18 protein-coding genes and 1 pseudogene are annotated in these 24,417 nt (G+C 51.0%); 13 read left to right on the forward strand and 6 right to left on the reverse strand.

Annotation, left to right across the window (positions count from 1 at the left end):
• The first annotated feature begins 14 nt into the window (after positions 1-14).
• From BFJ94_RS05525 to BFJ94_RS05540, 4 genes are all read left to right on the forward strand, one after another.
• The gene (locus BFJ94_RS05525) at positions 15-1,574 is read left to right on the forward strand and encodes a TerB N-terminal domain-containing protein (RefSeq protein ID WP_162944189.1); all 1,560 of its coding nucleotides are present in this window, start codon (positions 15-17) and stop codon (positions 1,572-1,574) included.
• Positions 1,575-1,585: 11 nt separating this feature from the next.
• Positions 1,586-2,929: an ATP-binding protein gene (locus tag BFJ94_RS05530; RefSeq protein WP_120461759.1), complete on the forward strand. Its 1,344-nt coding sequence runs from the start codon at positions 1,586-1,588 to the stop codon at positions 2,927-2,929.
• Positions 2,926-5,124 (forward strand): DEAD/DEAH box helicase, encoded by a 2,199-nt coding sequence (locus BFJ94_RS05535; RefSeq protein WP_120461760.1) that lies wholly within the window; start codon positions 2,926-2,928, stop codon positions 5,122-5,124. The genes BFJ94_RS05530 and BFJ94_RS05535 overlap by 4 nt, the downstream gene beginning before the upstream one ends.
• Before the next feature lie 644 nt (positions 5,125-5,768).
• On the forward strand, positions 5,769-6,386 hold the full coding sequence (locus tag BFJ94_RS05540; RefSeq protein ID WP_120461761.1) for a pyroglutamyl-peptidase I: 618 nt from the start codon (positions 5,769-5,771) through the stop codon (positions 6,384-6,386).
• Positions 6,387-6,456: 70 nt separating this feature from the next.
• Here the strand turns inward: BFJ94_RS05540 and BFJ94_RS05545 are convergent, their stop codons facing one another.
• On the reverse strand, positions 6,457-7,350 hold the full coding sequence (locus tag BFJ94_RS05545; protein WP_120461762.1) for a helix-turn-helix transcriptional regulator: 894 nt from the start codon (positions 7,348-7,350) through the stop codon (positions 6,457-6,459).
• A gap of 132 nt (positions 7,351-7,482) precedes the next feature.
• Here BFJ94_RS05545 and BFJ94_RS05550 point away from each other — a divergent pair, with 132 nt between their 5' ends.
• The 3 genes from BFJ94_RS05550 to BFJ94_RS05560 all read left to right on the forward strand — a co-directional run bounded on the left by BFJ94_RS05550 (position 7,483) and on the right by BFJ94_RS05560 (position 10,463).
• The gene (locus tag BFJ94_RS05550) at positions 7,483-8,229 is read left to right on the forward strand and encodes a sugar phosphate isomerase/epimerase family protein (RefSeq protein ID WP_120461763.1); all 747 of its coding nucleotides are present in this window, start codon (positions 7,483-7,485) and stop codon (positions 8,227-8,229) included.
• A 120-nt stretch (positions 8,230-8,349) separates the two neighbouring features.
• Positions 8,350-8,886, forward strand: a complete 537-nt coding sequence (locus BFJ94_RS05555; RefSeq protein WP_120461764.1) for a superoxide dismutase family protein — start codon at positions 8,350-8,352, stop codon at positions 8,884-8,886.
• Positions 8,887-9,134: 248 nt separating this feature from the next.
• Positions 9,135-10,463 carry a right-handed parallel beta-helix repeat-containing protein gene (locus BFJ94_RS05560; RefSeq protein WP_120461765.1) on the forward strand — a complete coding sequence of 443 codons (1,329 nt, stop codon included), beginning with the start codon at positions 9,135-9,137 and terminating at the stop codon, positions 10,461-10,463.
• An 84-nt stretch (positions 10,464-10,547) separates the two neighbouring features.
• Here BFJ94_RS05560 and BFJ94_RS05565 read toward each other — a convergent pair whose 3' ends face one another.
• On the reverse strand, positions 10,548-10,727 hold the full coding sequence (locus tag BFJ94_RS05565) for a hypothetical protein (RefSeq protein WP_120461766.1): 180 nt from the start codon (positions 10,725-10,727) through the stop codon (positions 10,548-10,550).
• A 372-nt stretch (positions 10,728-11,099) separates the two neighbouring features.
• On the opposite strand from BFJ94_RS05565, the pseudogene BFJ94_RS05570 reads away from it, so the two are divergent.
• A pseudogene (locus BFJ94_RS05570) lies at positions 11,100-12,269 on the forward strand (family 8 glycosyl hydrolase); the annotation flags it as partial.
• A gap of 27 nt (positions 12,270-12,296) precedes the next feature.
• Positions 12,297-12,677 (forward strand): discoidin domain-containing protein, encoded by a 381-nt coding sequence (locus BFJ94_RS25755; protein ID WP_229716983.1) that lies wholly within the window; start codon positions 12,297-12,299, stop codon positions 12,675-12,677.
• A 141-nt stretch (positions 12,678-12,818) separates the two neighbouring features.
• Here the strand turns inward: BFJ94_RS25755 and BFJ94_RS05575 are convergent, their stop codons facing one another.
• Positions 12,819-16,118: a DEAD/DEAH box helicase gene (locus tag BFJ94_RS05575; protein WP_120461767.1), complete on the reverse strand. Its 3,300-nt coding sequence runs from the start codon at positions 16,116-16,118 to the stop codon at positions 12,819-12,821.
• Between the two features lie 107 nt (positions 16,119-16,225).
• The gene (locus BFJ94_RS05580) at positions 16,226-16,564 is read right to left on the reverse strand and encodes a helix-turn-helix domain-containing protein (RefSeq protein WP_120461768.1); all 339 of its coding nucleotides are present in this window, start codon (positions 16,562-16,564) and stop codon (positions 16,226-16,228) included.
• 170 nt (positions 16,565-16,734) lie between these two features.
• On the opposite strand from BFJ94_RS05580, the gene BFJ94_RS05585 reads away from it, so the two are divergent.
• The 3 genes from BFJ94_RS05585 to hemG all read left to right on the forward strand — a co-directional run bounded on the left by BFJ94_RS05585 (position 16,735) and on the right by hemG (position 20,194).
• Positions 16,735-17,835: a hypothetical protein gene (locus BFJ94_RS05585; protein WP_120461769.1), complete on the forward strand. Its 1,101-nt coding sequence runs from the start codon at positions 16,735-16,737 to the stop codon at positions 17,833-17,835.
• Between the two features lie 73 nt (positions 17,836-17,908).
• Positions 17,909-18,664, forward strand: coding sequence for a MerR family transcriptional regulator (locus BFJ94_RS05590; RefSeq protein WP_120461770.1), 756 nt, complete (start codon positions 17,909-17,911; stop codon positions 18,662-18,664).
• Positions 18,665-18,802: 138 nt separating this feature from the next.
• A complete protein-coding gene (hemG, locus tag BFJ94_RS05595; protein WP_120461771.1) occupies positions 18,803-20,194 on the forward strand; it encodes a protoporphyrinogen oxidase in 1,392 nt (463 codons plus the stop codon).
• A gap of 427 nt (positions 20,195-20,621) precedes the next feature.
• Here hemG and BFJ94_RS25315 read toward each other — a convergent pair whose 3' ends face one another.
• A complete protein-coding gene (locus BFJ94_RS25315; RefSeq protein ID WP_162944191.1) occupies positions 20,622-20,864 on the reverse strand; it encodes a hypothetical protein in 243 nt (80 codons plus the stop codon).
• A gap of 57 nt (positions 20,865-20,921) precedes the next feature.
• Between BFJ94_RS25315 and BFJ94_RS05600 the strand changes: the two genes are divergently transcribed.
• On the forward strand, positions 20,922-22,646 hold the full coding sequence (locus BFJ94_RS05600; RefSeq protein WP_120461772.1) for a proline--tRNA ligase: 1,725 nt from the start codon (positions 20,922-20,924) through the stop codon (positions 22,644-22,646).
• Positions 22,647-22,964: 318 nt separating this feature from the next.
• Here the strand turns inward: BFJ94_RS05600 and BFJ94_RS05605 are convergent, their stop codons facing one another.
• Positions 22,965-24,197: an aminopeptidase gene (locus BFJ94_RS05605; protein ID WP_120461773.1), complete on the reverse strand. Its 1,233-nt coding sequence runs from the start codon at positions 24,195-24,197 to the stop codon at positions 22,965-22,967.
• Positions 24,198-24,417: the final 220 nt, after the last annotated feature.

The following is a 24,417-nucleotide window of genomic DNA, read 5'->3' on the forward strand; positions in this document are numbered from 1 at the left end:
GTGATGTGTATTCCATGAATTCAGATGACAAATCGTTAGAGTTTGCGGAGATCGATATAAGTGAAGCGCAGGAGCAGAGCGGCTCGTTGCAGGGAATGACCATTCCTGAACGAAAGGATATACCTCGTCCTGCTCAGGGAGGCTCGCTGTCAGGGCAACAGCTTACGAGAGAGCAGAGATTTGTGAAGCAAGCCAGGGAGTGGGCCCAGCGGGAAGGGGAGCCATCGCTCTATATGCCGTTCATGAGCTATTGGCCAACCTACGACCAGATGGACAAGGAGCAGCTGAGCTGGTATTTTTTCTGGCGCAGTGAGGTGAGGCAGGGGCGGTATCCTTTTACCGATCTGTCCTACATATTTGTCTATTTATATGAGCTGATCCATGGTGTTGGCTGGGAGGAGCCCAAGCAGGGCTATACTCTGCTGATGGACTTATGGGATGCTTATCAATCGATGTACCCGAAGCTGAACAACTATATTGCGGAATGGGTCTGTGACTTTGTGCTGCTGCATAAGCTGAACCTGCCATTAATGGACATCGTCATGCGCTCTTCTACGGCCCGGTCAGGAGAACTGTTCGATCTGGAATTGCAGCGACTTTTGGCGAATGATCCTGGCAAGCTGCGTGTCGAGCATATATTAGCTTTTTCGGATTATGACTTGCAGCGCAGTAAATTTTATGTGCGTGGTGGACGCGCACTTTTGGAGGAGTACGTGCCGAAGGTGGTGGCGCTGGTCGATTCCTATTTGCGGAAGACAACCGATAAAAATCTGGTCGATACCTTCTATAAAGGAAAAGGAAAGACAATCGAGCGTTATTTGTTCCGCAGTGCGGTGTATGATGCAGAGTTATATGGACGCACGCTGCCACTGCGTATTTTCCAACTCCGAAGATGTCCGCCGCTTCGTTATTACATCACGCAATTGATCCGCTGCACGGAGAATAAACTGCGGGAGCTTCAACACTATAGAGGGCGGCTGCGCGGCATTTCTCTCATGCCGGAGACGCAGATGCTGATCGAGCGCTTCCTGGAGAAAGAATATACCGCAGGACAGAAGCCTGCCGGTCCTGTAATCTCTATCGATCCTGAACGGCTGGCCACGCTGCAGAAGGATAGTGAGGAAGTGCGAAGCATGCTGACTGTTGAGGATGGACAGGCGGTGGAGGTGGAGGAGATCGAACAAGCGTGGATGGAGCCGAGCACGGATTGCGTGCAGGAAATGGAGCTGGAGACGGAAGAAGTGTCAGCACAGCCAGAACAGGTGAATGAGCAGGATGATCTATCCTATACAGACTCCAGCCAGAAGATCGTTTGGGACACATCCAGCCTGGACGAGGATTGGCTGCTGTTTGCGGTGCAGCTGGAGCTGGCACATCTTGAAGTTTTGTATACGTTAAAGGAGTCGAGCGGCCATATAAATGAAGTTGCCGATAAGTACGGGATGATGCCCGCGCTGCTGCTCGATGAAATTAACGAGCTGGCGATGGAGACGATTGGGGACTTGGTGGTGGATGGTGAATCCATCGCGGAAGATTATATAGATTATTTTGCACGATTAAGGCGGAATGGATGAGGTGAAGTGGAATGACGGAATCAAAAACAGCGGAGATCAAAATACCGAGGCGGTTGACGACCGCGCTGGTCAATTCATTGACTGCGGGCGTGGTGCCGAGAATCGGACTGGAGCATATCGCGGTGGGCCGTAAGGCGGAGGTTGAAGCTATCCTGCGCGACATGGACAATATCGCCGCTGGCGGAGCGGCCATGAGGCTAATCACTGGACGTTATGGCAGCGGGAAGAGCTTCCTGCTGCAGACGATACGCAATTATGCGCTCGACCGGGACTTCGTGACGGCTGATGCCGACTTATCTCCCGAACGGCGTCTAGTCGGTACGAAAGGCCAGGGCTTGGCCACCTACCGTGAGCTGATGACGCATCTATCGACCCGTACCCGACCGGACGGCGGAGCGCTGGAAACCGTCCTGCAGAAATGGATTACGACGATTCAGCAGGAAGCGATGAAGGCGGATGGCCTGCGCCCCGGTGATCCGGCAATGACCGCGGTGGTCGAGCAGCGGATTTTCACGGTGACGGCGCAGATGCAGAACCTGGTGCACGGCTTTGATTTTGCTCGTGTGCTGGCTGCTTATTGGAACGGGCATAAGCTCGGGGAGGATGGGCAGAAGCAGGCCGCTCTGCGCTGGCTACGCGGTGAGTTCCCGACCAAGACCGAAGCGCGGAAAGAACTGGATGTGAGCGCCATTATCGATGATGACAACTGGTATGACTATATCAAGCTATGGTCGGAATTTGTAGCGATGATCGGCTATCAAGGCCTGCTGCTATTTATTGATGAGGGCGTTAATTTATATAAAATATCGAACAGCATCGCCCGGACGAGCAACTACGAAAAGCTGCTGACGATGTTTAACGATACGATGCAGGGCAAGGCGGAGCATCTCGGGATTTTCCTGGGCGGTACGCCGCAGTTTGTCGAGGACGAACGGCGCGGTCTGTTCAGTTATGAGGCGCTGCGCTCCCGTCTGGTGGAGAGTCGCTTTGCCGGAGCTGGCTACCGCAACTATACCGGCCCGATTCTCAAGCTGGAGATGCTCTCGCATGAAGAGATTCTGATTCTGCTGCAGAAGCTGCGGCAAATCCATGGTTTGCATTTTGGCTATACTCCGACTTTGACGGATGCGGATTTGATTCAATTTATGGAGTTGGCCGTGAGCCGGATGGGAGCGGACGAGCTATTGACACCGCGTGAAGTCGTACGTGATTTCATGGATTTGCTGCATACCTTGCAGCAGAATCCAGAGGCTTCGTTCAGCCAGCTGCTTGGCGAGCGGAGGGTTGAGTCAGCAGCGGGTGCAGGGGAGCAGAAGGATGAATTGGATGATTTTCTGGCGGAGTTTGAATTATGAGCGGCGGGGCGAATCAGCTATTTTATCGCTTGGCACCGTTTATTCAGGAATTTATTTACCGCAAAAGATGGGAGACGCTGCGTCCAGCCCAGGTCGAGGCGCTCAAAATTTGCATGGACACTCCGCACCATATGCTGATTGCCGCAGGAACGGCGTCGGGGAAGACGGAGGCGGCTTTTTTCCCGGCCTTGACCGAGCTGCATGAGCGTCCATCTGCTTCGGTAGGTATTTTGTATATCGGCCCTTTGAAGGCGCTCATTAACGACCAGTTTGAACGGATCAAAGAGCTGCTTAGGGATGGGAATATCCCCGCCTGGCACTGGCATGGCGATGTCTCGCAGACGGAGAAGACCAAACTGATGCAAAAGCCCTCGGGTGTGCTACAGATTACGCCGGAATCGCTGGAAGGGCTGCTGATGAATCGGCCCAATGCGATCCCCGCTCTGTTCCATGATCTTAGATATATAATTATCGACGAGGTTCATGCTTTTATGGGGGCGGACCGGGGCATCCAGGTGTTGAGCCTGATCACGCGGATTGAGCGAATGGCGAGCTGCACGCCTAGACGAGTCGGCTTGTCCGCCACGCTAAGCGACTATGAAGCGGCCAAGGCCTGGCTCGGCGCGGGAAGCAAGCAGCCAGTCGACGCGGTATCCGTGCCCGGCGGACGCAAGCTGCGGCTGAGGGTCGAGCATTTCTCGTTCCCGGATGCCCGCGACGAGGAGCAGGCCGAGCATTTGCAGAATGCTCGCAAGGCCTATTACAACTTCGTCTATGACAGCACGCATCTGAAAAAAGCGCTCGTCTTCACCAACAGCCGCTCCGATGCGGAGCTGACGACGCTGGAGCTACGCAGGGTGGCGGCGCACCGTCATCAGCCGGATGTGTTCTATGTGCATCACGGCAGTATCTCGGCGATGCTGCGCGAAGAAGCGGAAGCCGCGCTGAAGGATAAGCCGGGCCCGGCGGTTGCCGCCGCGACAGTAACGCTGGAGCTGGGCATCGACTTGGGCGAGCTGGAACGGGTCGTTCAGTTGGGCGCGCCGTATAGCGCCTCCAGCTTCGTGCAGCGGCTGGGCCGCTCCGGAAGACGAGGGGATGCGCCATCCGAGATGCTGTTCGTCTGTCCGGAGGAAGAGGACGAAGATGCGATGCTGCCGGCGCGGATGCCGTGGATGCTTCTGCGGGCGATCGCGGTCATCGAGCTGTACGTCCGCGACCGCTGGGTCGAGCCACTCGACATCCGGCAGATGCCGATCGGCCTTCTATACCATCAGACGATGAGTATATTGAAGAGCAGAGGCGAAGCGACACCTGCCGAGCTGGCCTCGGATGTGCTGTCGCTGCCTTCTTTTCGCCGGATTTCCCCGGAGACGTATAAAGTGTTCCTGAATTACTTGCTGCAGACGGATCATATTCAGTGGACGGAGCAGCAGACGCTGATCATCGGCCTGACGGGGGAGAAGATCGTGAACAACTTCCGTTTCTATGCCGTGTTCAAGGATGATGAGGAACATGCGGTGTATAACGGAACGGAGGAAATCGGCTCGATTACGACGGTGCCGCCACCGGGATACTGCTTCTCACTGGCAGGTAAGCTGTGGAAGGTCACTGAGGTGGACACCAAGCACAAGGCGGTGTACGTAAAAGCGGCCTTAGGCAAAGTCGATACGCTGTGGCTTGGGGCAGGCGGCGACATTCATACGTTGGTGCTGCGGAAAATGCGCGAGGTGCTGGCGGATAGCACGATCTATCCGTACCTATCACCGCAGGCTGTGAACCGACTGGAGCGGGCTCGCCGTCTGGCAAGGGAGAGCGGGCTGCTGAGATCGGCGGTCATTCCGGCAGGCGGCGACTCGTTGTTCATCCTGCCATGGGTCGGCAGCAAGCAATTCCGCACGCTGGAGCGACTGCTCAAGAACAACCTCTCCCCGCGGCTGTCGCTTCGTTCGATCGTGCCTATGGAGCCGTATTATTTCGTGGTCGCAGGTAAAGCAGACAGCCAGGCGCTATTGGAGCAGATTTTGTTCGAATGCGGTTCCTGCACGGACCCGTCGATGCTGCTTGGGCCTGATGAGGCGCCGTATTTGGGTAAATACGACGAGTTCGTCGCCCCGGAGCTGGTGCGCCAGGCTTTTGCTGTGGACGGGCTGGATGTAGAGGGGCTAAGAGCTGGGCTAGAGCTTCACAAATAACTGCAAAAATACAACTATCCTCGTAACAATAGTCTTGAGATTATACAATAGCTGCGTATATACAATTATTTGCCCACTTAAGTCGTTATCAGGGGAAATTCCACCCGGATAGTTGTATCAAAGCAGCTATTTTCTCTGTACAGGGTCAGAAGAGCTGATATAGTTGCAAATACGCAGTTAGCTATACGATGTAGACAATCTTATTTTACTCGTAACCGAAGGAGCCCCTAAGATCAATGAGGCTAATTGCATAATGTACATCTAAAATCACATAAATCGCTTCTAGCTAAACTTTAATTGCAAAAAGTACATTAAGAAAACTAAATTTCTTTGCTTCATCCGAAAGGGGTTATTTTAAGTGTACAAAATGCACTTGTAAGAGAAGGGCTCCGGTAATCCGGTGGAATAAGTGTATGATTTACACTTGTGCTATCAGTTTAGATTGTCTCACTCAGTCTAGATGGTTAATTAGGAGGCCGGAAGCTCGAATATGACCAGTAGCAGAGTGCGATCTCAGACTAGCGTGGGGTGAAGTATATTGTGCTCCTGGTACTGTGCCAGTCATATAGCAGCGGTTAAATAGTAACGGTCAACTGAGCGTACCACGAACATGTACCACAAACGGCGGGAGGAGGAATTAGTAAATGAAAGTATTGATTACGGCGTTTGAAGCTTTTGGAGAGGATGCCACAAATCCGACTGAGAGGTTGCTTGCCGATATCGGGAAGGAGCAGATTACCGGGGCGGAGCTTCATACCTTGCTGCTTCCGGTCGTCTTTGATGAATGTGCGGATAGGTTGCTTGAGGCGGTGCGGGCGCTGCAGCCGGATGCCGTTATCTGCTGTGGGCTTGCGTCGGGGCGGACTTCGATTACACCGGAGCAGATCGCGATTAACTTGAAGGAAGTCGCTAAGGAATCGAGCGTAGCCGACAATAACGGGAATCGCCCCCATGACGAGCGGATCAACCCGGATGGCCCCGACGGTTTGTTCAGTCTGCTGCCCATACGCAAAATGGTGGATAACATGAAGGAGCAAGCTATACCAGCTGCAATCTCCTATTCGGCCGGAACGTATATATGCAATAACACGATGTATGCCCTGCTCGACTACATTCGCATTCACCAGCTGCCGATGCTCGGTGGCTTCGTGCATTTCCCGGCATCGCAAGAGATGGCCGTGGCTAAGCCAGGCTTGCCTTCTATGTCGCAGGAGACGATGCTGAAGGGCTTGAAAGTGATGATACATACATTGATGCAGTAGCCTGTCGGACACACGGCGCCCCGGGGGGCCCTGCCTCTGAAGAAAGCCCGATACTACCTCATGGTATGTATCAGGCTTTTCCTTTTTTGCGGAATTGGTAGGGGGAGATGTCCTTATACTGCCGAAACTGCTGGATGAAGTAACTTGAGCTGGAGAAGCCGACCTCCAGGGCAATCTCGGTCATGCTCTTATCCGTGGTCAGCAGCAGCTTCTCCGCCTCGGTAATGCGGATGTAGTTCAGATAATTGGTGAAGGTCTTGCCCATAATCGCCTTGAACCTGCGGGAAAAATAGCTATAGCTCATATTACAGAGCGAGGCCGCGGTCTGAGCGTTAATATCATTCATATAGTTATAGTCGATGTATTCGAACACCTTCTGCAGCATCTGATAGTCGCTGTCATTCAGGGAATTCGCCAGTTCCCAGTTCCAATGCTGCTGGTGGTGGGTCTGGCGCAGAAACCACAGGAAGACGCGGCAGATCAGCGTGCGTACAGCAAGCTCAAATCCGAAGCTCTTGGCGCTGAATTCATCGTAAATCTCCCAGATCATATCGGGGATGGGCGTATCTCTAATCTCCGAGGCGGTGAAGACGCGCTGGGTATTGGACTCAGCCAAGGTGAATGGCAGGATATAGGTCGACTCCAGAATCGTCCGGGATGTGGAATACAGAATCTCAGGATCGAACTTAATGACGATATAGGAGACCTGTTCATCCAGAGTATAGATCGAATGCGTCTCATGGGAATGGATCAGAATCAGATCGCCCTGGCTGAGGACATGAGCCTTCCCTCCTGAATACACCTTGGCGCTGCCGGTCAGGAAGTACAAAATTTCAATATATAGATGCCAATGAGGGCCGACCAGGCAGCTTTGTTCCTCACCATAGTGAATCATGCTTTCGTATGGATAGTGGATCGCTCCAGGCTGGGAGCGGCTGGATTCGAAATACGGCTCGCTCATCATTTTTCACCTCGATTTTAGAGATAACAAATATTTGATGTTTTTAAGTAGCTTCATTGTATTACTTCTACTCGGATTTTGGTATCTTTACCTTACTTCATTTTACCTTAACTATATGGCAGGAGGTCTGATTACATGGAAAATATAGCTCTTCAGCTGTATTCCATCAAAGAACTGACGAACGAGGATTTTCTAGGCACATTGAAAAGCGTGGCTGAGATCGGCTATGACGGTGTGGAGTTCGCCGGGTATTTCGGCACTTCAGCGGGGCAGCTGAAGAAGGCTCTGGATGAATATGGTCTGAAGGCGGCGGGGAGTCATATCGGCATGCCTGATCTCACTGAGCGTCTGGAAGAGATGATTGAATATTCGCTGGCCATCGATAGCCCTTACATCATTTGCCCGGGAATTCCCGAAGATTTGCGCGATCATGCGGATGGTTACAAGCGGGCTGCGGAGATGTTCGATCGGATCGGAGAGCGCTGTAAGGAACAAGGCCTTCGCTTCGGTTACCACAATCACGGCATTGAGTTTCAAAGGTATGACGGCCTGACAGGAATGGAACTGCTTGCAAGCCATACCCGGCCTGAGCATATGTTCTTCGAGCTGGATACGTACTGGGCGGAGTATGCAGGCTTCCGCGCGGTGGAATGGATGGAGTCCTTCCAGGATCGCTGCCGTATTCTGCATATCAAGGATATGAAGAGCAAGCAGGATCAGCGCAATACGGAGATCGGCTCCGGTATTCTGGACTTCAGAGCGATTACAGCGACTGGCAAGCAGCTTGGGGTGGAATGGTACACCGTAGAGCAGGAGGAGTACGAGATTCCGCAATTGGAGTCGATCCAGAAGAGTCTGAGCTATTTGCGACAAATATTATAAACAATGTGAGAAATACGGATTAAATCTGGTGAGGGAGTTATCTTTTTACGCTAAATAGGAAATCCTGAGGTATGAACCAAAAACCACTAGAACATATCTACAGGAGGAAGAAATAGCATAATGAGAAAACAAGTCATTTGCCTGGGCGTACTTGGTGCTTTGATGTTCGGGACTGCCCCCATGAATCCGGCTTGGGCCAAGTCAGAGGAGCTGCAAGTCAAGACGACGATTGTCGATACGAAGGGTGCTGAAATTGGTACAGCGGTCCTGACGCAAAAAGGAGACGCTGTTCATATCCATCTGGAGGCGAAGAACCTCACTCCGGGCGAACACGGCATCCACTTCCATGAGAACGGGAAATGCGAGCCGCCGGATTTCACTTCCGCGGGAGCTCATTTCAACCCGCAGGGCAAGCAGCATGGCTTCAATAATCCGAAAGGATTCCATGCCGGCGATCTGCCCAATATTACCGTCAAAGCCGATGGAACTGTGAATGAGGATCTGGAGAGCAAAGTGGTCACGCTCAAAAAAGGAGTGCCGAATTCGCTGCTGAAGGAAGGCGGCACCTCGTTGATGATTCACGAGAAAGCCGATGATTATGTCACCGATCCCTCCGGAAATTCCGGCGCACGGATTGCCTGTGGTGTAATCAAATAATTTAATAGCCTATATAACTAAGCAGCTGAACCTTTAGGATTTGGCTGCTTTTACATTATTTATCATGAATGGTAAAAGTGAATAATTGGGTACTAATGCTTATGTGTAAAAGCCTGATCTTGTTTATACTGGGGACGACAGAGATCATATGCATCAGTAGCCTGGATGAGAGGAGGTTAGGGCGTTTATTGACGAAGGAAACCCGCAAACATAAGAATCCACCAATATGTTAAAAAGGAGTGATTCGTATGTCTAGCACTATCCGCAAATTAAGAATGTTGCCCCTTAAGCTGGGATTATGCCTTTTGGTGCTGCTGTTTGGCTTATCTTTTACAGAGACCGCTGTTTTGGCCTCGCCTGCAACCTTAAGCCCGATCAGTGACTCATATGTAAATCAAGGCAATCCCTCTTCAAATTATGGTACTTCCACTTCTTTGTACGTCAAGAACGATGCGGCGAGTTCTCGCCAAGCCTTCTTAACATTTAATCTCTCCGAAATTTACGGAAGCTCATCATACAATACGGTCTTGTCTGATACGACTTACAATTACTATATTATTGCTAGAGATGTCTTGGGTAACCGCTCCTTGCCTAGCAGCAGCACGGTGACAGTCAAAACGATGGCATATAGCGGTCCTCCTCCGATATGTACGAATGCGCTAAATAGCACGGCTGCGATCCAGAATGCGATGAAATCGGCCGCACCTGGCGATATCATCAATATTGCCCCAGGAACCTATACGGGGGTGAGGTCTACCAGCGGTGATCCGGGTGGACAAGGCCTATTCTATTCTGGTCAAAATGGTAACGAGGCCGCGCCGATCATTATGAAGAGCTGTGACCCGGCCGATCCAGCTGTGCTCAAGGGCAGTAAGGTTAATGACGGCTCCTATGGTATCCATCTAACCGGGGACTATTGGCAAATTCGCGATATTGAAATCGATACCGCACAAAAAGGAGTTGTCTTGGACCACGGCAATCATAATCTGTTACATGGGTTGAAGGTGCATAACATCGGGGATGAGGCGGTTCATTTCCGTGATGGCAGCTCGTACAATACATTGGAGTATTCGACCATCTATGACACGGGTCAATATCAGCCTGGTTATGGGGAAGGGGCCTATGTCGGTTCTGATTCCAGCTCGAATTATGAGCATTTACTGTATGACAATGTGATCAGGCATACGGTATTCGATGGCGGAATTACAGGTGAGCATATCGATATCAAAGAAGGCGCAAGCGGAACTATCGTTGAATATTGCACCTTTAATGGCACGGGCATCAGTGGGGCAAACAGCGCGGACAGCTTCATCGATGTTAAGGGCGTGAATACGATTGTTCGCTATAATCAAGGATACCGCAACGGGAACGCGAACATTACGGATGCTTTTCAGGTGCGAACCCACGGTACGGTTTATCCGACGGGAACGAATAATTCCTTTTACAGCAATACAGTGAATCTGGATGATTCCTCTGGCTATGTCGTATATGCGACCGGTGCGACTACGGGAACAACAGCCCAGGATGATGTACGGATTGGCGGCGGCAAGCTGTATAACAACAATGTCAATAAGTGATCTATGGCGGGGGGCCAGGAAGGAATGAGAAAATCCGCCCAGCGCCTTCACTGTAGCGGATTATAGTAGATCTCAGATCTTGAGCTATTCTTCCTTGTCCGAATCGGTGAATGCCACCGGCTTGGCAATCCATTCATCGGCTTCCGGCTCGATATCGACGCCTTGCTCGATTTTTTCTCGTTCCTGCAAAGAGTCGCCCTCTGGATTTAATTTATTGCGAAGCTTCGCTTCATCCTGTGAATGATCTTGATTGTTGCTGCTCATAGCTGGTACCTCCTGTACATGCATTACGCATGGTGTTTTTTTAGTAGAATCCAGTTTATTATTTTCAGAAAATGTAATATTATACAAGCGTATAGACATCCTTGCTTAAAGACATAACGTATCTTCCAACGTTGTAGTTCATTCACCACGAATCGGCCCAATGAACCACTACCCAAAGGAGGAATAACGATGTTTCAACCAAGGACGAACGTTTACACCCGAACACAGAACCATGCTCGAGGAGGATTGGCTTCAGCGGTAACTTCGACAACAGGCTCAACCAGAAGCCGGAGTAAATGGTACAAGCAGCTGATCGGTATGCTCATTGTCGCTTTAATTGCTGGAGTAGGAACCGTGGTCCCGTCGCAGAGCAGCTATGCAGCGGGGGAGAAGAAGCCTTTTCCGCAGCAGACAAGCTATCCTGGGACCATCAAGCCAAGCCATGTGACTCAGAATGCGATGAATCAAGCGGTCGCCCAGTATTATGATTACTGGAAAGGCAAGTATCTGAAGAATAACCTCAGCTCTCTGCCTGGCGGCTATTATGTGAAAGGCGAGATTACCGGAGATCAGGATGGCTTCACCGCTTTGGGGTCTTCGGAGGGACAAGGGTATGGCATGATCATCACCGTGCTTATGGCTGGCCATGATCCGGACGCACAGACGATCTATAACGGCCTGTTCAAGACCGCCCGCGCCTTCAAAAGCTCGGAAAACCCCAACCTGATGGGCTGGGTCGTTGCTGACAGCACGCAGGCACAGGGGCATTTTAGTTCGGCTACGGACGGGGATCTCGATATCGCTTATTCTCTAATTCTCGCCCATAATCAGTGGGGGTCGGGCGGCGCGATCAATTACCTGCAAGAAGCGAAGCAGATGATCACAGATGGTATTAAAGTCAGCAATGTCACGACCAATAACCGCTTGAATCTGGGAGATTGGGACGGGAAGAATGCGCTCAATACAAGACCGTCTGATTGGGCGCTCAGCCATCTAAGGGCTTTTCACGAGGTGACCCAGGATCCGATTTGGCTGCAAGTCATCGATAACCTCTATTCGGTATACAATCAATTTAGCAATTCATACTCGTCTGCAACCGGTCTTATTTCAGATTTTGTGATTAATGACCCGCCCAAGCCTGCACCTGAATGGTATCTAGGTGAGTTCAAGGAGACGAATATATATTATTATAACGCCAGCCGGGTTCCACTCAGAATTGTGATGGATTATGCGATGTATGGAGACCCGCGCGGTAAAGCGATTTCGGATAAACTGACCAACTGGATTAAAGGAAAAACGAATAACACGCCTGCGAAAATAAAAAATGGCTACAAGCTAAATGGTACTGAGGTCGGGGACTATGCGACAGCGGTATTCGTCTCTCCGTTGATTTCGGCAGCGACGACGGATAGCGCCAATCAAGCCTGGGTTAATAGCGGCTGGGATTGGATGAAGAATAAGAAGGAGGATTATTTCAGCGACAGCTACAATCTGCTGAATATGCTGTACATTACCGGGAACTGGTGGAAGCCGGGGGCGGACGCGCAGCCTGAATTACCGAATCTGGCGTTGCATGCAACGGCGGTAGCCAGTTCGATCGAAGGGATTAGCTTTGAAGCGGATCGCGCCTTCGACGGCAATCTGCAGTCCAGATGGGCCAGCAGCGAAGGTTCAGATCCACAGTGGATATCCGCCGATTTAGGCGCAGTGAAGGCGATCGGCAGCGTAGGATTGCATTGGGAGGACGCCTATGCCACTAAATTCAAGCTTCAAGTCTCTAATGATGGCGTGAACTGGCAGGATGTATACTCCGAGACGAATGGAAGCGGGGGAGTGCAGAATATTCCGCTTAACCAGGTGCAAGCCAGATACGTGAAAATGTACGGCATCGAGCGGGCCACCCCTTATGGATATTCTCTGTATGAATTTGAAGTGTATCCACCGAACTAAGCAGAAAATAGCAGTTAGTTTACGTAACAAAAGTTATGTTAACTTATGTTAAGAAGATCGATCTCTATCCAACCATAGAGCAAAAAAGAGCAGGCCTGGGCAAAACCAGGCTTGCTCTCGTTAAATATCGTTATCTCCCCGTCAGATCATTAATATTTCGCGGATTTCCTGCTCGGTCATGCTGGAGATCGACTGTTGCCCAGGCTGAATGACTTCGTCGATCAGGTCTTTCTTCTTCTGCTGTAGCTCGTACATTTTCTCTTCAACCGTTCCTTCCGTCAGAAGCCGGATAATTTGTACTACCTTCGTCTGTCCGATACGATGCGCGCGGTCGGCCGCCTGCTGCTCGACCGCTGGATTCCACCATAGATCGTACAGGATTACCGTGTCAGCTCCGGTTAAGTTAAGCCCAGTACCGCCAGCCTTCAGGGAGATGAGGAAGACATCCTTCTCCCCATCATTGAACCGGTCGCAGAGCTCGACTCGTTCGGCGGCAGGAGTCTGTCCATCCAGATAGAAATAAGGAATTTGGGTATAACCCAGCTCCCGTCCAATCAGACCGAGCATTTCCGTAAACTGCGAGAAGATCAGCATCCGCTTGCCAGAGCTTAAGCACTCGTCAATGATCTCGAAGAGCTGCTCGAATTTTGCTGATTTTCCAGGATACTCTTCAACGAACAGGGCAGGATGGCAGCATAGCTGGCGCAGTCGGGTAAGACCGGCCAGAATTCGGATCTTATTCTGCTGGAAGCTGTCTTCATCCAGATGCTTGAGCGTCTCCTGCTGCAGCTTGGCCAGGTAAGCGGCGTACAGCTTCTTCTGCTCGGGCAGCAGCTCCGATGTTTGCACCGATTCAATCTTCTCCGGCAGCTCGCTAAGCACATCCGTCTTCAAGCGGCGCAGCAGGAACGGCCTGATGCGGCTAGCTACATTCTCCCGCGACAACTCATTGAAATTGCGACGATCGCGGAACAGGGCAGGGAAGACTGCGTCGAAGATCGACCATAGCTCCTCCAGAGAATTCTCGATCGGTGTCCCGGTCAGCGCGAACTTATGCTTGGCCTGTAGTGTTTTAACCGCATGAGCCGTCTGGGTCGTATGATTCTTGAAGTTCTGGGCCTCGTCCAGAATCAAGGTGTGATAGTCCTGCTCGGCATATAGCTCAATATCCCTGCGCAGCAGCGGATAAGAGGTGATGACGATATCGAAGTCGGCTTGCTTCCGCAGGTGATGGACTCGCTCGTTTTTACTGCCATCAATAATCATGCTCCGCACCTCTGGAGCGAATTTCCTAAGCTCATTTCGCCAGTTATAGACGAGCGAAGCTGGAGCCACGATAATCGCTGGCAGCTGCTGCTCCCGAATCTCCGGTAGCACCGAGACGATGAAAGCGATGCTCTGCAGCGTCTTGCCCAATCCCATATCATCGGCGAGAATCCCGCCGAAGCGATAGAAGGCCAGCGTCTTCAGCCATTGATAGCCGTAGACCTGATAATCGCGCAGAACAGGGGCGAGGCTTGGCGGAACCGTAAATTCCAGATTGTCGGGATTCTTCAGATTTGATAATAAGCGACGAAGCGATTTCTCCGGTTTAAGCAATTCATTGTAGCGCTGCTCATCCAGCAGATGGAAGGAGCTGGCCAGGGGCAGACGGAAGCCGTCCCCGCGCTCGTTGAACTGTATTTTCCCGGCATCATTCATGAACCCGATCATTTGCTTGAACTTCTCGTCAGACAGGGGCATTAAAGAACCGTTCGGCAGCTTATAGTATTTGCGCTTGACCTCAATCGCTTCGATCACACGGCGAATCTCATTCTCCGAGACACCGCTTAATTCGAATTTAAATTCCAGCCAGTCTGTTCGTTCATCCCAGATCGCTGATATTCTCGGCGGTACAGATGGCTGCTGAATTCGCAGCTTAACCGCTGTCGTTGCATAGATTTGCAAGAGTTGCTCCAGTCTTGGCACCATATAATAGAGGAAATCGAACTCCGCGTTCTCGTCATCCAGGAAGAAGCCGCTCTCGGTGCGGACGAACGAGCTCTCCTCCAGCAGCTCAAGGATTTGTCGTTCCTGATCATCATCACGAATGAGAATCAGATCGCTGCTCCGCTGCAAATCGGTATCCTCCAGCGGATTAAGCATGATATCACCGTATTGGAACTCCAGTCCGGCCAGCAGGCGATTCTTCAGGCGATCCAGATATAGTCTGGCCTGTAGTGGTCTACGTACGATCCGATCTGTGATGGCATCATCTATTTTCACTTCTCCCAGCTTCATGAGCCCCGGTAGCGCCTTCTCGATAAAAGCGGCCATCTCGTCTGCCTGAAGACCGACCTTCGCTCGGTGATAAGTCTGCAGCAGCTTTTGCAGCTGATGGATTTGCTTACATTGCTGCGGATCGAGCGTGATCAGTTCATTATAGATCAGTGCCATATGATAGGAGTCCAGAATTGTAACCTCATCCAGCCCGGCCACCTCGAAATAATAGGAGTCATCCCCATCGGACTGCTTAATGTCATATTGGATTGGCAGAGGTCTGTTTGAGACATAGAACCCTTTGTATTGAATGCCATTGGCCTCCAGTTTAACGGCAGGGTAGGAGCGAAGTAGCGGTAGCAGCTTAGTCCAGGCATTAGGCGGTATAATCAGGCCGCGTCCATCACCGCCGCTGCTCCAGACATCATACCTGCTCCCGGCTTCACGGATAAAATACTCATTGCGCCGGATATCCATCAGCGCCTGTATAATTTCAGATAGCTGCGCAGGGAAGCTATGGAGATCAGGGTCGTAGCTGAAGTTAGGCGTGAATTTATATTTCTTGCCAAGCTCGACCTGCTCCAGAAATTGCTTAATATCCTTCACAATATAGAGCCGCTTCGTCCCCAGCCTCATTTCGATCGAGAAGCTCTGTTTCTCATACTTGTAAGAGTTCAGCCTCAAAGTGAATTCAGCTTCGAGCGACTCGCGTGAATCAAAATAGGAGCCGGTGCGCAGAACACGGGCTTTATGATCACCGCTGCCGAACAGCTGCATAATATCACGCATCAGCCGCATGTCCTGGGTTGAGCCGCGGTGGGGGAGAGACGACTTAGTAGCATCGGGCCGCAGCATGCTCAGCTCCGCTTCACGGGCCGCATCAGGGGATTGCTCCTGCTTTTGCAGAGCGTGCACGGCGTACATCACACCTGCGATATGATGGCAGTATTTTCTGCTGGCGGTGAAGGCTGGACAAGTGCAATCCGCCGCCAATGCTCCAGATGAATAAAACCGCAAATTCACATAGTACAATTCTGTACCCGACACGATTGCCAAAAAGGACTGCCCATCCTGGCTCTGTCTAATGAGACTGACTTTGCCCGACTCGAAGTAGGTCTGACCTTTCTGACAGGCCGGACCGCAGTACATTTGGATTGCGCTCTCTGTTAATAGATTTTGCATCGTAATACATCACCCTCATACTTCCGTAACGATCTATTCTATACTCCCATTAAGGATAAACAAGTTTCCCACCAAAATAAAGCAAGGCCGGCACCTTGCTATCGGTGTCAGCCTTTTGGCGGTTCATAGTCAATAATCGGTTTGATAATCTGCATAATCAACTTGATCTTCTCCGGAGGACAATCCTCCAGCATTTCGATAATTTCATTACGTAAATAATCATTGGACAGCTTATTGGTGCCGCTTAGAATATATTCCGGCGACTCCTCAAGCACCAGGCATAACTGGGAAAGCCTGTCCAGATTAATCGGTGTCTTGCCACGTTCAATCTTGCTTATATATGCATTCGATACATCCAGCCTCTCAGCCAGTTTTTCTTGTGTAATTCCTTGTTCTTCCCGGGCTTGCTTGATGCGTTTGCCAATCAGGGAATAATCAAAGCTCATGCTCATCACCTACATGAATTGTAGCAACCAAAGTTGATCTATAACATGCATGGAAAGTTTAATTGAACTTATAAGTTTAGAGTAGTAATATATAGGTAATTGTGTTTATAAATTATCTTTTTCCCTAAATTATTGAATCTATGTTCGGCAATTTCAAAGGAGATTATTCGATGATGGCTGAGCGCGGAGACTCATCCAAGCAGGAACAGGATTTGTTACAGAAGCAGCTGTTTCAGAAGGCGGAGTCCTTTTTTGCAAACGGCATGTGGAGTCCTGCAACCGAATTGTATGAGGAAATTATCGAAATGAATAATGAGCGTGATGTTTCGGATGAGCAGCTGATGAGCTATTTCCGGATGTTTTATATAAGTTGTCAGATAGAGCCTGGCAATACGGAGGAGCTGCTGCGCTTCATTCCTTTTCGGCATCGGCTTGAAGATATTTACGTTCTGGAAGGGCTATATTTGCTGTCCCGAACTTATGCGATCCTCGACCGTTGGGAGGAGGCGCGGCAGTATTCCAGCGAGCTGCTGAAATGGCTCGAACCGCTATGCTCGAAGCGAGGCTGGAGCAGGTTCAGACGAAGACCTGCCTATAAGCGCTCTCCAGCAGCTTATTATGGGCGAGGGCTGCTGATTATCGCGGAATCCTATAAAAATGAAGAGTTATACGCTGATGCGCGGGAGTGGCTGGAACGTTGTACCGGATTGACTGAACGATTTGGTGCGAACTCGGACAAGGTGGAGGCTCAGCACTATGTACTGCTTGCCAGGATGAGGGTGCTGGCGCTGGATATTGCAACAGGGGATCTGTCGCAAATGCCGCAGCTTGCCGCGCTGATGGGTGAATACCCGCAGTTAACTCTCGACGGATTAAGCGGCGCATTGCAGGCGGCGAACAAATACGGCTTCCCATTAGAGGATGACTTGGAGCAGGGGCTACAGCTATTCACGGATTCCAACCCGTCCTTTATGCTATACGATTGGGGCCAACACACGCTCCGCTGCCAATACGGCCGGTTCTATTATCAATGTGCTGCCTACTGGCTGAGGAGGGGAGAATTGCAGAGGGGGGCTGAGGAATTACTGCGCAGCTTGAAGATCAGCTTGCATTTGCGTAATCAGTATCTGATGCTGCAATGCCTGTCCCTGTATGAGAAGCATCATGCCAGCTTGCCGGATATGCTCGGAGACGAGATCAGAAGGCTCTGCCAATCGAGAGCTAATAAAGAGAATAAGCTGCGCTTTCCCTGGCGACAGATGCTGCTATGATGGAAGGAGACGAATAAGAGTTGACCTTCACGTTACGTAAAGGTGTAGAGTGAAGCTGTCAGGAGGGGAGCCTATGGAATATACCATACAGAAGCTGGGCCAGTTGGCTGGGATCAGTACGAGGACCCTGCGTTATTACGATGAAATCGGGCTTCTTAAGCCGGCCAGAATGAACTCGTCGGGGTATCGGATTTACGGAGCAGCCCAGGTGGATCAATTGCAGCAAATTATGTTTTATCGAGAGCTTGGCTTCTCCTTGGAGCGGATCAGACAGGTGATCACAGACCCGTCCTTCGACCGGATCGTCGCGCTGAAGCAGCATCGCAGGCAACTCCTTGACCGCAGACAGCAGCTCGATCTGCTGATTGCGAATGTAGATTATACGATTGCAGAAGCGGAAGGGAGATTACGCATGACAGATTCAGAGAAGTTCACAGGGTTCAAGCAACAGTTAATCACAGAGAATGAACAGAAGTACGGAGCTGAGATACGTAAGAAATACGGAGATCAGACCATTGATCAGGCGAATAGCAAGCTGATGAATATGACACAGGAGCAATATGACCGGGTGAAGGCGCTGGAGGATGAGGTGATATCTACGCTGCTGGAAGCCTACCAGACGGGGGACCCCTCGAGCGAGTTAGCGCAGCGGGCCGCAGATCTGCATAAGCAGTGGCTGACCTGTTACTGGGATAGCTATAGTAAGGAAGCCCATGCCGGTGTGGCGCAAATGTATGTAGCGGACGAGCGGTTCCGTGCCTATTATGACCAGCATCAGCCGGGCCTGGCCCAATTTCTGCGCGATGCTATTGATGTGTATGTATCTTAAGTCCCGACATCCCCGCACGGTACGTTGATTGAATGTGAATGAACAATATATGACAAGATGACTTCCATATTGTCCGCCTCAAGATAAGTAGGGTATGATGATGAGAGTTAACATAATCCTTGATCGAGGTGGAAAGTATTGAAAACTGTTGCAGTAATCGGTGGAGGAATTACAGGTCTATCCACAGCTTATTATTTGCACAAAATCATTCAGGAACGAAAGCTCGATGCTAACATCGTGCTGATCGAAGCGGACGAGCGGCTGGGCGGGAAGATTCATACCGTGAAGCGGGATGGCTTCATCATGGAGGTTGGAGCGGATTCCCTGGTCGCTCGCAAGCGCAATATCGACCCGCTGATTGACGAACTGGGGCTGCGGGATCAGGTGGTCTACAATGCAACCGGGAAATCGTATCTACATACGGATGGCAAGCTTAAACTGATTCCCGAGGAAGCTGTATTCGGCATCCCGCTCAGTTTACAGGCGCTGGCAGAGAGTGAGCTTGTCTCGGCAGAGGGCAAGGTAGAGGCGCTGAAGGATTTCTATACGACGAATGAGACATTCACGAAGAATGATTCGATCGGTCTGTTCCTGGAAGCCTTCCTGGGCAAGGAGTTGGTCGAGAAGCAGATCGCCCCGGTATTATCAGGGGTCTATTCTGGCAAGCTGACTGAACTAACGATTGCTTCAACACTACCTTACCTGCTGGATTACAAAAATCAATACGGCAGTATCATGAAGGGTCTCGCTGAGAACCGTCAGGTCTTCAAGTCGCAAGGGGAGCGGAAATTTCTATCCTTCGAGGGCGGCACCTCGACATTGGTTGAGCAGATCGAGCGGGCGTTGCCTGATATCGAGTGGATCAAAGGCTGCAAGGTAAGCCGCGTGGAGAGAAGCGAACAGCAGTATACGCTGGAGCTTGAAGATGGGCGCAGCCTAACGGCCGATAGCGTAATCCTGAGCGTACCGCATCAAGCCGCACAATCCATGCTGCAGGATGAGCGTCTGAATGCTGACTTCGGCCAGCTTCTGGGCAGCTCTCTGATCAGTGTATATATGGCTTTTGAGGTTAGTGATGAATTCTTGCCGGAGAATGGAACCGGCTTTATCGTAGCGGATAGCAGCGACTTGAAATGCCAGGCTTCGACCTGGACCAGTCGCAAGTGGACTCATACATCAAGGAATCATCAATTGCTGGTACGTCTGTTCTATAAGAGCTCTGGCCCACATTATGAGCGGCTGCGGAGCTTATCCGAGCAGGAAATGCTGCAGGAAGCCATGCTGGATCTGAAGCAGAGCATCGGTGATCTGCCCGAGCCGCAAGCCTATGAAATTACCAATTGGGTGAATGCGATGCCGAACTATCATTTACAGCATCATGAGATCGTTCAATCGCTGGAGCGCAAGATCGCCGAGCAATACCCAGGCCTCTACCTGGCGGGCTGCTCCTATTACGGCGTAGGCATCGCCGACTGTATCGCCAATGGCGAAGCCACTGCGGCGAAGGCGGCTGAGATGCTGGGCGAGTAGCAGGCTAGTGTTAAAGCCCGGGGGATCCGATGGCGGATGAAGTCACTTGATGAAGTCTCCTGATGAGTGGATGGGCGGCCGGGGGATAGGTGAATCTGTTAGCTAGTAGACGGATCGTCGAAGGCTTGATAATTGCGTTTGCTAGTAGATAGAGGGGCTAGTAACTGGATGGCTAGATGGCTGGATGATGGCGGGCGGATCATAAGTTGGCGGTGAGCGCTTCCGTTTCTGGGGAATAAAGTAACTTTAATGTTGTGCTTCACGCAAATACCTGCAAAAGTGCAGGCTTTTGTTGAGCGTTCCGCTTGAAGTAACTATAGCAGTCCGCCATTATGCCCTAAACGATTAGCTGACGTGACTTCGGTAGACATAATTTCCGACGGCCTGAGCTTTTAACCCAATGAATTATTTGTACGTCGGGTATTGACTATCGCTCAGGTCCATGATAAAGTTTCACAAAAGCGATGACCAAGACAAGTGTTCCAAGGATCGCGGTGCAGAGAGAGAATCCCGTAGGCTGAGAGGATTCTTCCGGCGTGGGGATGCTTTCCGACTTGGGAGCTGTAGCGGGATAACCGTTACCGGTCATTCGGCCGTTATTCGAACTGAGGACGATCATGCGTAAGGCGTAGGTAGGCTGGGCATTATCGTCGAAATAGGGTGGTAACACGACACATTCGTCCCTAACGAGTGTGTCTTTTTTTATTTTTAGAAGGAGAGTGTTGACATGCGACAGAGCACATTACTATTGAATACGTTACGGGAATCCCCAGCAGAAGCGGATGTAATAAGTCATGAACTGCTGCTGCGAGGCGGATATATCAGGCAGCTGGCTGCCGGAATTTATACATATTTGCCCTTGGGCAGACGGGTGCTGCGTAAGCTCGAACAGATCATTCATGAGGAAATGGAGCGGGCCGGGGCCCAGGAAATTCTGATGCCAGCGCTGCAGCCGGCGGATCTGTGGAAGGAGTCCGGACGCTATCAGGTGTACGGCCCTGAGCTGATGCGTCTATCAGACCGTCATGAGCGGGAATTCGTGCTCGGGCCAACCCATGAGGAAGTGATAACGGCGTTGGTGCGGGATGAGATTAAGTCTTACCGGAAGCTGCCGGTCATTTTATACCAGATTCAGACGAAATTCAGAGATGAGCGGCGTCCCAGATTCGGACTGCTGCGCGGTCGGGAATTTGTGATGAAGGATGCCTATTCTTTTGATTCCGACTGGGCGGGGCTCGATCACTCTTACCGGACAATGTATGCAGCTTATGAACGAATCTTCCAACGGCTGGAGCTTCAATACAGGGCTGTCGAGGCGGATGCCGGGGCGATCGGTGGGGAAGGGGAGACCCATGAATTTATGGCGCTGGCCGACATAGGCGAAGATATCATTGCGGCTTGTACCTGCTGTGATTATGCAGCAAATCTAGAGACGGCGACCGCCAGGACTGGGGGCCATTCAGACCTTAACTCGTTCACAGCAGCCGTGGCAGCACGGGAGAGAATCCATACGCCAGGAATCCGTACCATCGATGAGCTCGCCACTCACCTTCAGGTGGAAGCACGGCAGATCATCAAGACCCTCGTCTATGAGGCGGATCAGCAGATCGTCGCGGTATTGGTCAGAGGGGACCACCAGGTGAACGAGCTTAAGCTGCAAAAATATTTACAAGCCGAGCAGCTGGAAATTGTCGAGGCGGATGCGTTGCAGAGGCGGGGACTGGCACCAGCAGGCTCAATCGGCCCCTGTGGTTTGAATATACCTGTGCTTGTGGACTACGAGGTATCCCAAATGAGGGAAGGGATCGCCGGCGCCAATGTGGCGGATTATCACGAAATCCATGTTCGGCCGGGACGTGACTTCGCGCTTGAGCGGGTCGGGGATTTCCGCAATGTCGTTGAGGGAGATTCATGTCCGCACTGCGAACAGGGCAAATTGATATTCTCGCGCGGGATTGAGATGGGGCATATTTTTAAGCTCGGTACTAAATACAGTGAGAAGCTGCAGGCTCATTATTTGAACAGCTCAGGTAAAACAGAGCCGATCATTATGGGCTGCTACGGGATCGGGATATCGAGGCTGCTATCGGTCATCGCTGAGCAAAATCATGATGAACGGGGAATCATCTGGCCGATGTCTGTGGCACCATTTCAGGTTCATCTTATTCTTATATCCAGAAAGAATGAGGAACAGACCCGTGTCGCAGAGAGCCTATATGCGGAATTTACGAAGCAGGGGATCGAGGTTCTGCTAGATGATCGGAATGAAAGCGCCGGCGTGAAATTCAAGGACTCCGAGCTGCTCGGGATTCCTCTGCGCATTACGGTGGGCAAAAATGCCGGGCAGGGTGAAGTAGAGCTGACTATCCGCAAAACCGGGCAGAGTGACTCGGTCGCAGTCGAGACCATCGTTAATCAGGTAAAGCAGCATATCTCTAACGAAACACCATAACGCTATTTCTCCAAAAACAAGGCAAAATTCAATTTAAAGAAACTCCATTTCGTTATTGGCGCGAAATACACGCTTCTAGCCCCAAATAGACCTAAATAGCGATATCCCGTTTCGTTACAATTCGAAACTCCTCTTGTTGACGCGAATAACGATACCCAGTTTCGTTACGATATGGAGTAGGGCAAGCCAATCAAAAAACAGCTCCCGCCGTAATTGATAGTCCCTTTCTGTATAGAATAGAAGTGTTTTCTATTGTCTACTGGACAGGGGTGTTTCAATATCAATTCACAGCGAGAGCTGTTTGTATTTCAAAGTTGTTTAATTGGCCCAATTCCCTTGGCGGAATACGGGTTCAATCGTGCCGTCAGGCAATTCGCCGTCGATATCGAGCTGGGTTGAGCCAACCATGAAGTCCACATGAGTCAGGCTCACATTGGCCCCGCGCTCCAGCAATTGCTCCTTGCTTAGCTTAGTGCCGCCTTCGATATTGACTGGATAGGCGCTGCCGAGTGCGAAGTGGCAGGAAGCATTCTCATCGACCCCGGTGTTGTAGAAGACCCGGTTCATCCGCGAAATCGGGGAATCATGCGGTACGAGCGCGACTTCTCCAAGATGAGTGGCACCCTCATCGGTTTCCAACAGCTTGGCGAGATGCTCGCGTCCGGATTTGGCGTCGAATTGCGTTACCTTGCCATTCTCAAACTGAAGCTCGATCCCTTCAATCAGCTGACCGTTCAAATTGAGTGGCAGTGTGCTGACTACCGTGCCGTTAACACCTAGACGATGCGGCATGGTGTAGATCTCCTCCGTAGGCATATTAGCTACAAAATAAGTCCCCGCGCCATTGACATCCCCGCCGCCCAGCCATTGATAGCCTTCTGGCAGCTTGACGCGCAGATCGGTGCCCGGAGCTCGGTAATGCAGGCTGCGGTAGCGCTTCTTATTCATATACTCCTGACGCTCTTTGAGCTGCTTGATATGCTCCTGCCAGGCCTGCACAGGATCGCCATCGCCGACCCGGTTCATTGCGAATACCGCTTCCCACATCGCCTCGATCCGCTGCTCCTCTGGCAGATCGGCGAATACCTTGTCGGCCCAGGCGCGGGTCGGCGCCTTGATCAGCGACCAGCTGATGATGTTGTTGCGAGTATATTGGCTGAATTTCTCACGAGCGATTGCCGCAGTTTTCACAGCGGTAGATACCTTGAAGCTGTCTACTCCACGCAGCAGCTCGGGATCGGGTACTTTAATATGTAACAGGGCGCCGCCGGCTTCTGCGAATTGCTCCATTTTGTCAGCCTCCCATTTCGGGTAGAAGCTGAAGGAATCCTCAGGGGCCTTCTCGTATCTGATCCGTGAGATCATCTCGTCGATCCATTCCACCTGGACGAGCTTGGCTCCGGCTTCATAGGCTTTCCCGACAATCAGCCGGGTTAGATCCACAGTTTCGATAGGCGCTTGCACGATAAGAAGCTGGCCCGGCTGGATGTTAACCCCGACCTTGACGACCAGCTCCGCGTATTTTTCCAGTAATTGATTAAACTTTTCCACGACATATTCCTCCTTGATCCAAGATGCAATCCATCTTTATACCATCCAAACTCCATTATAACTCAATCGGCAGCAAGTGTTGGCGCGCTTTATCAATATTATTGATAGAATTCATAAGATCATTCTAATTGACCTGCTATCCAGGCTATGGTAATTTCAGTTTATATAATTCTTATATAAATACTCGGAATTTAAAATGTGCATGTTGGACGGGGGGAAA

Source organism: Paenibacillus aceti, assembly GCF_003614185.1.
Lineage (GTDB): Bacteria > Bacillota > Bacilli > Paenibacillales > Paenibacillaceae > Fontibacillus > Fontibacillus aceti.

Bases quoted from the DNA above. Each gene is read 5' to 3' on its own strand.
- BFJ94_RS05600 (WP_120461772.1), top strand. From the start codon at position 20,922: ATGCGACAGAGCACATTACTATTGAATACGTTACGGGAATCCCCAGCA.
- BFJ94_RS05550 (WP_120461763.1), top strand. From the start codon at position 7,483: ATGGAAAATATAGCTCTTCAGCTGTATTCCATCAAAGAACTGACGAAC.
- BFJ94_RS05580 (WP_120461768.1), bottom strand. From the start codon at position 16,564: ATGAGCTTTGATTATTCCCTGATTGGCAAACGCATCAAGCAAGCCCGG.
- BFJ94_RS05540 (WP_120461761.1), top strand. From the start codon at position 5,769: ATGAAAGTATTGATTACGGCGTTTGAAGCTTTTGGAGAGGATGCCACA.
- BFJ94_RS05545 (WP_120461762.1), bottom strand. From the start codon at position 7,350: ATGATGAGCGAGCCGTATTTCGAATCCAGCCGCTCCCAGCCTGGAGCG.
- BFJ94_RS05575 (WP_120461767.1), bottom strand. From the start codon at position 16,118: ATGCAAAATCTATTAACAGAGAGCGCAATCCAAATGTACTGCGGTCCG.
- BFJ94_RS05530 (WP_120461759.1), top strand. From the start codon at position 1,586: ATGACGGAATCAAAAACAGCGGAGATCAAAATACCGAGGCGGTTGACG.
- BFJ94_RS05590 (WP_120461770.1), top strand. From the start codon at position 17,909: ATGGAATATACCATACAGAAGCTGGGCCAGTTGGCTGGGATCAGTACG.
- BFJ94_RS05525 (WP_162944189.1), top strand. From the start codon at position 15: ATGAATTCAGATGACAAATCGTTAGAGTTTGCGGAGATCGATATAAGT.
- BFJ94_RS05560 (WP_120461765.1), top strand. From the start codon at position 9,135: ATGTCTAGCACTATCCGCAAATTAAGAATGTTGCCCCTTAAGCTGGGA.
- BFJ94_RS05565 (WP_120461766.1), bottom strand. From the start codon at position 10,727: ATGAGCAGCAACAATCAAGATCATTCACAGGATGAAGCGAAGCTTCGC.
- BFJ94_RS05535 (WP_120461760.1), top strand. From the start codon at position 2,926: ATGAGCGGCGGGGCGAATCAGCTATTTTATCGCTTGGCACCGTTTATT.
- BFJ94_RS05555 (WP_120461764.1), top strand. From the start codon at position 8,350: ATGAGAAAACAAGTCATTTGCCTGGGCGTACTTGGTGCTTTGATGTTC.
- BFJ94_RS05585 (WP_120461769.1), top strand. From the start codon at position 16,735: ATGATGGCTGAGCGCGGAGACTCATCCAAGCAGGAACAGGATTTGTTA.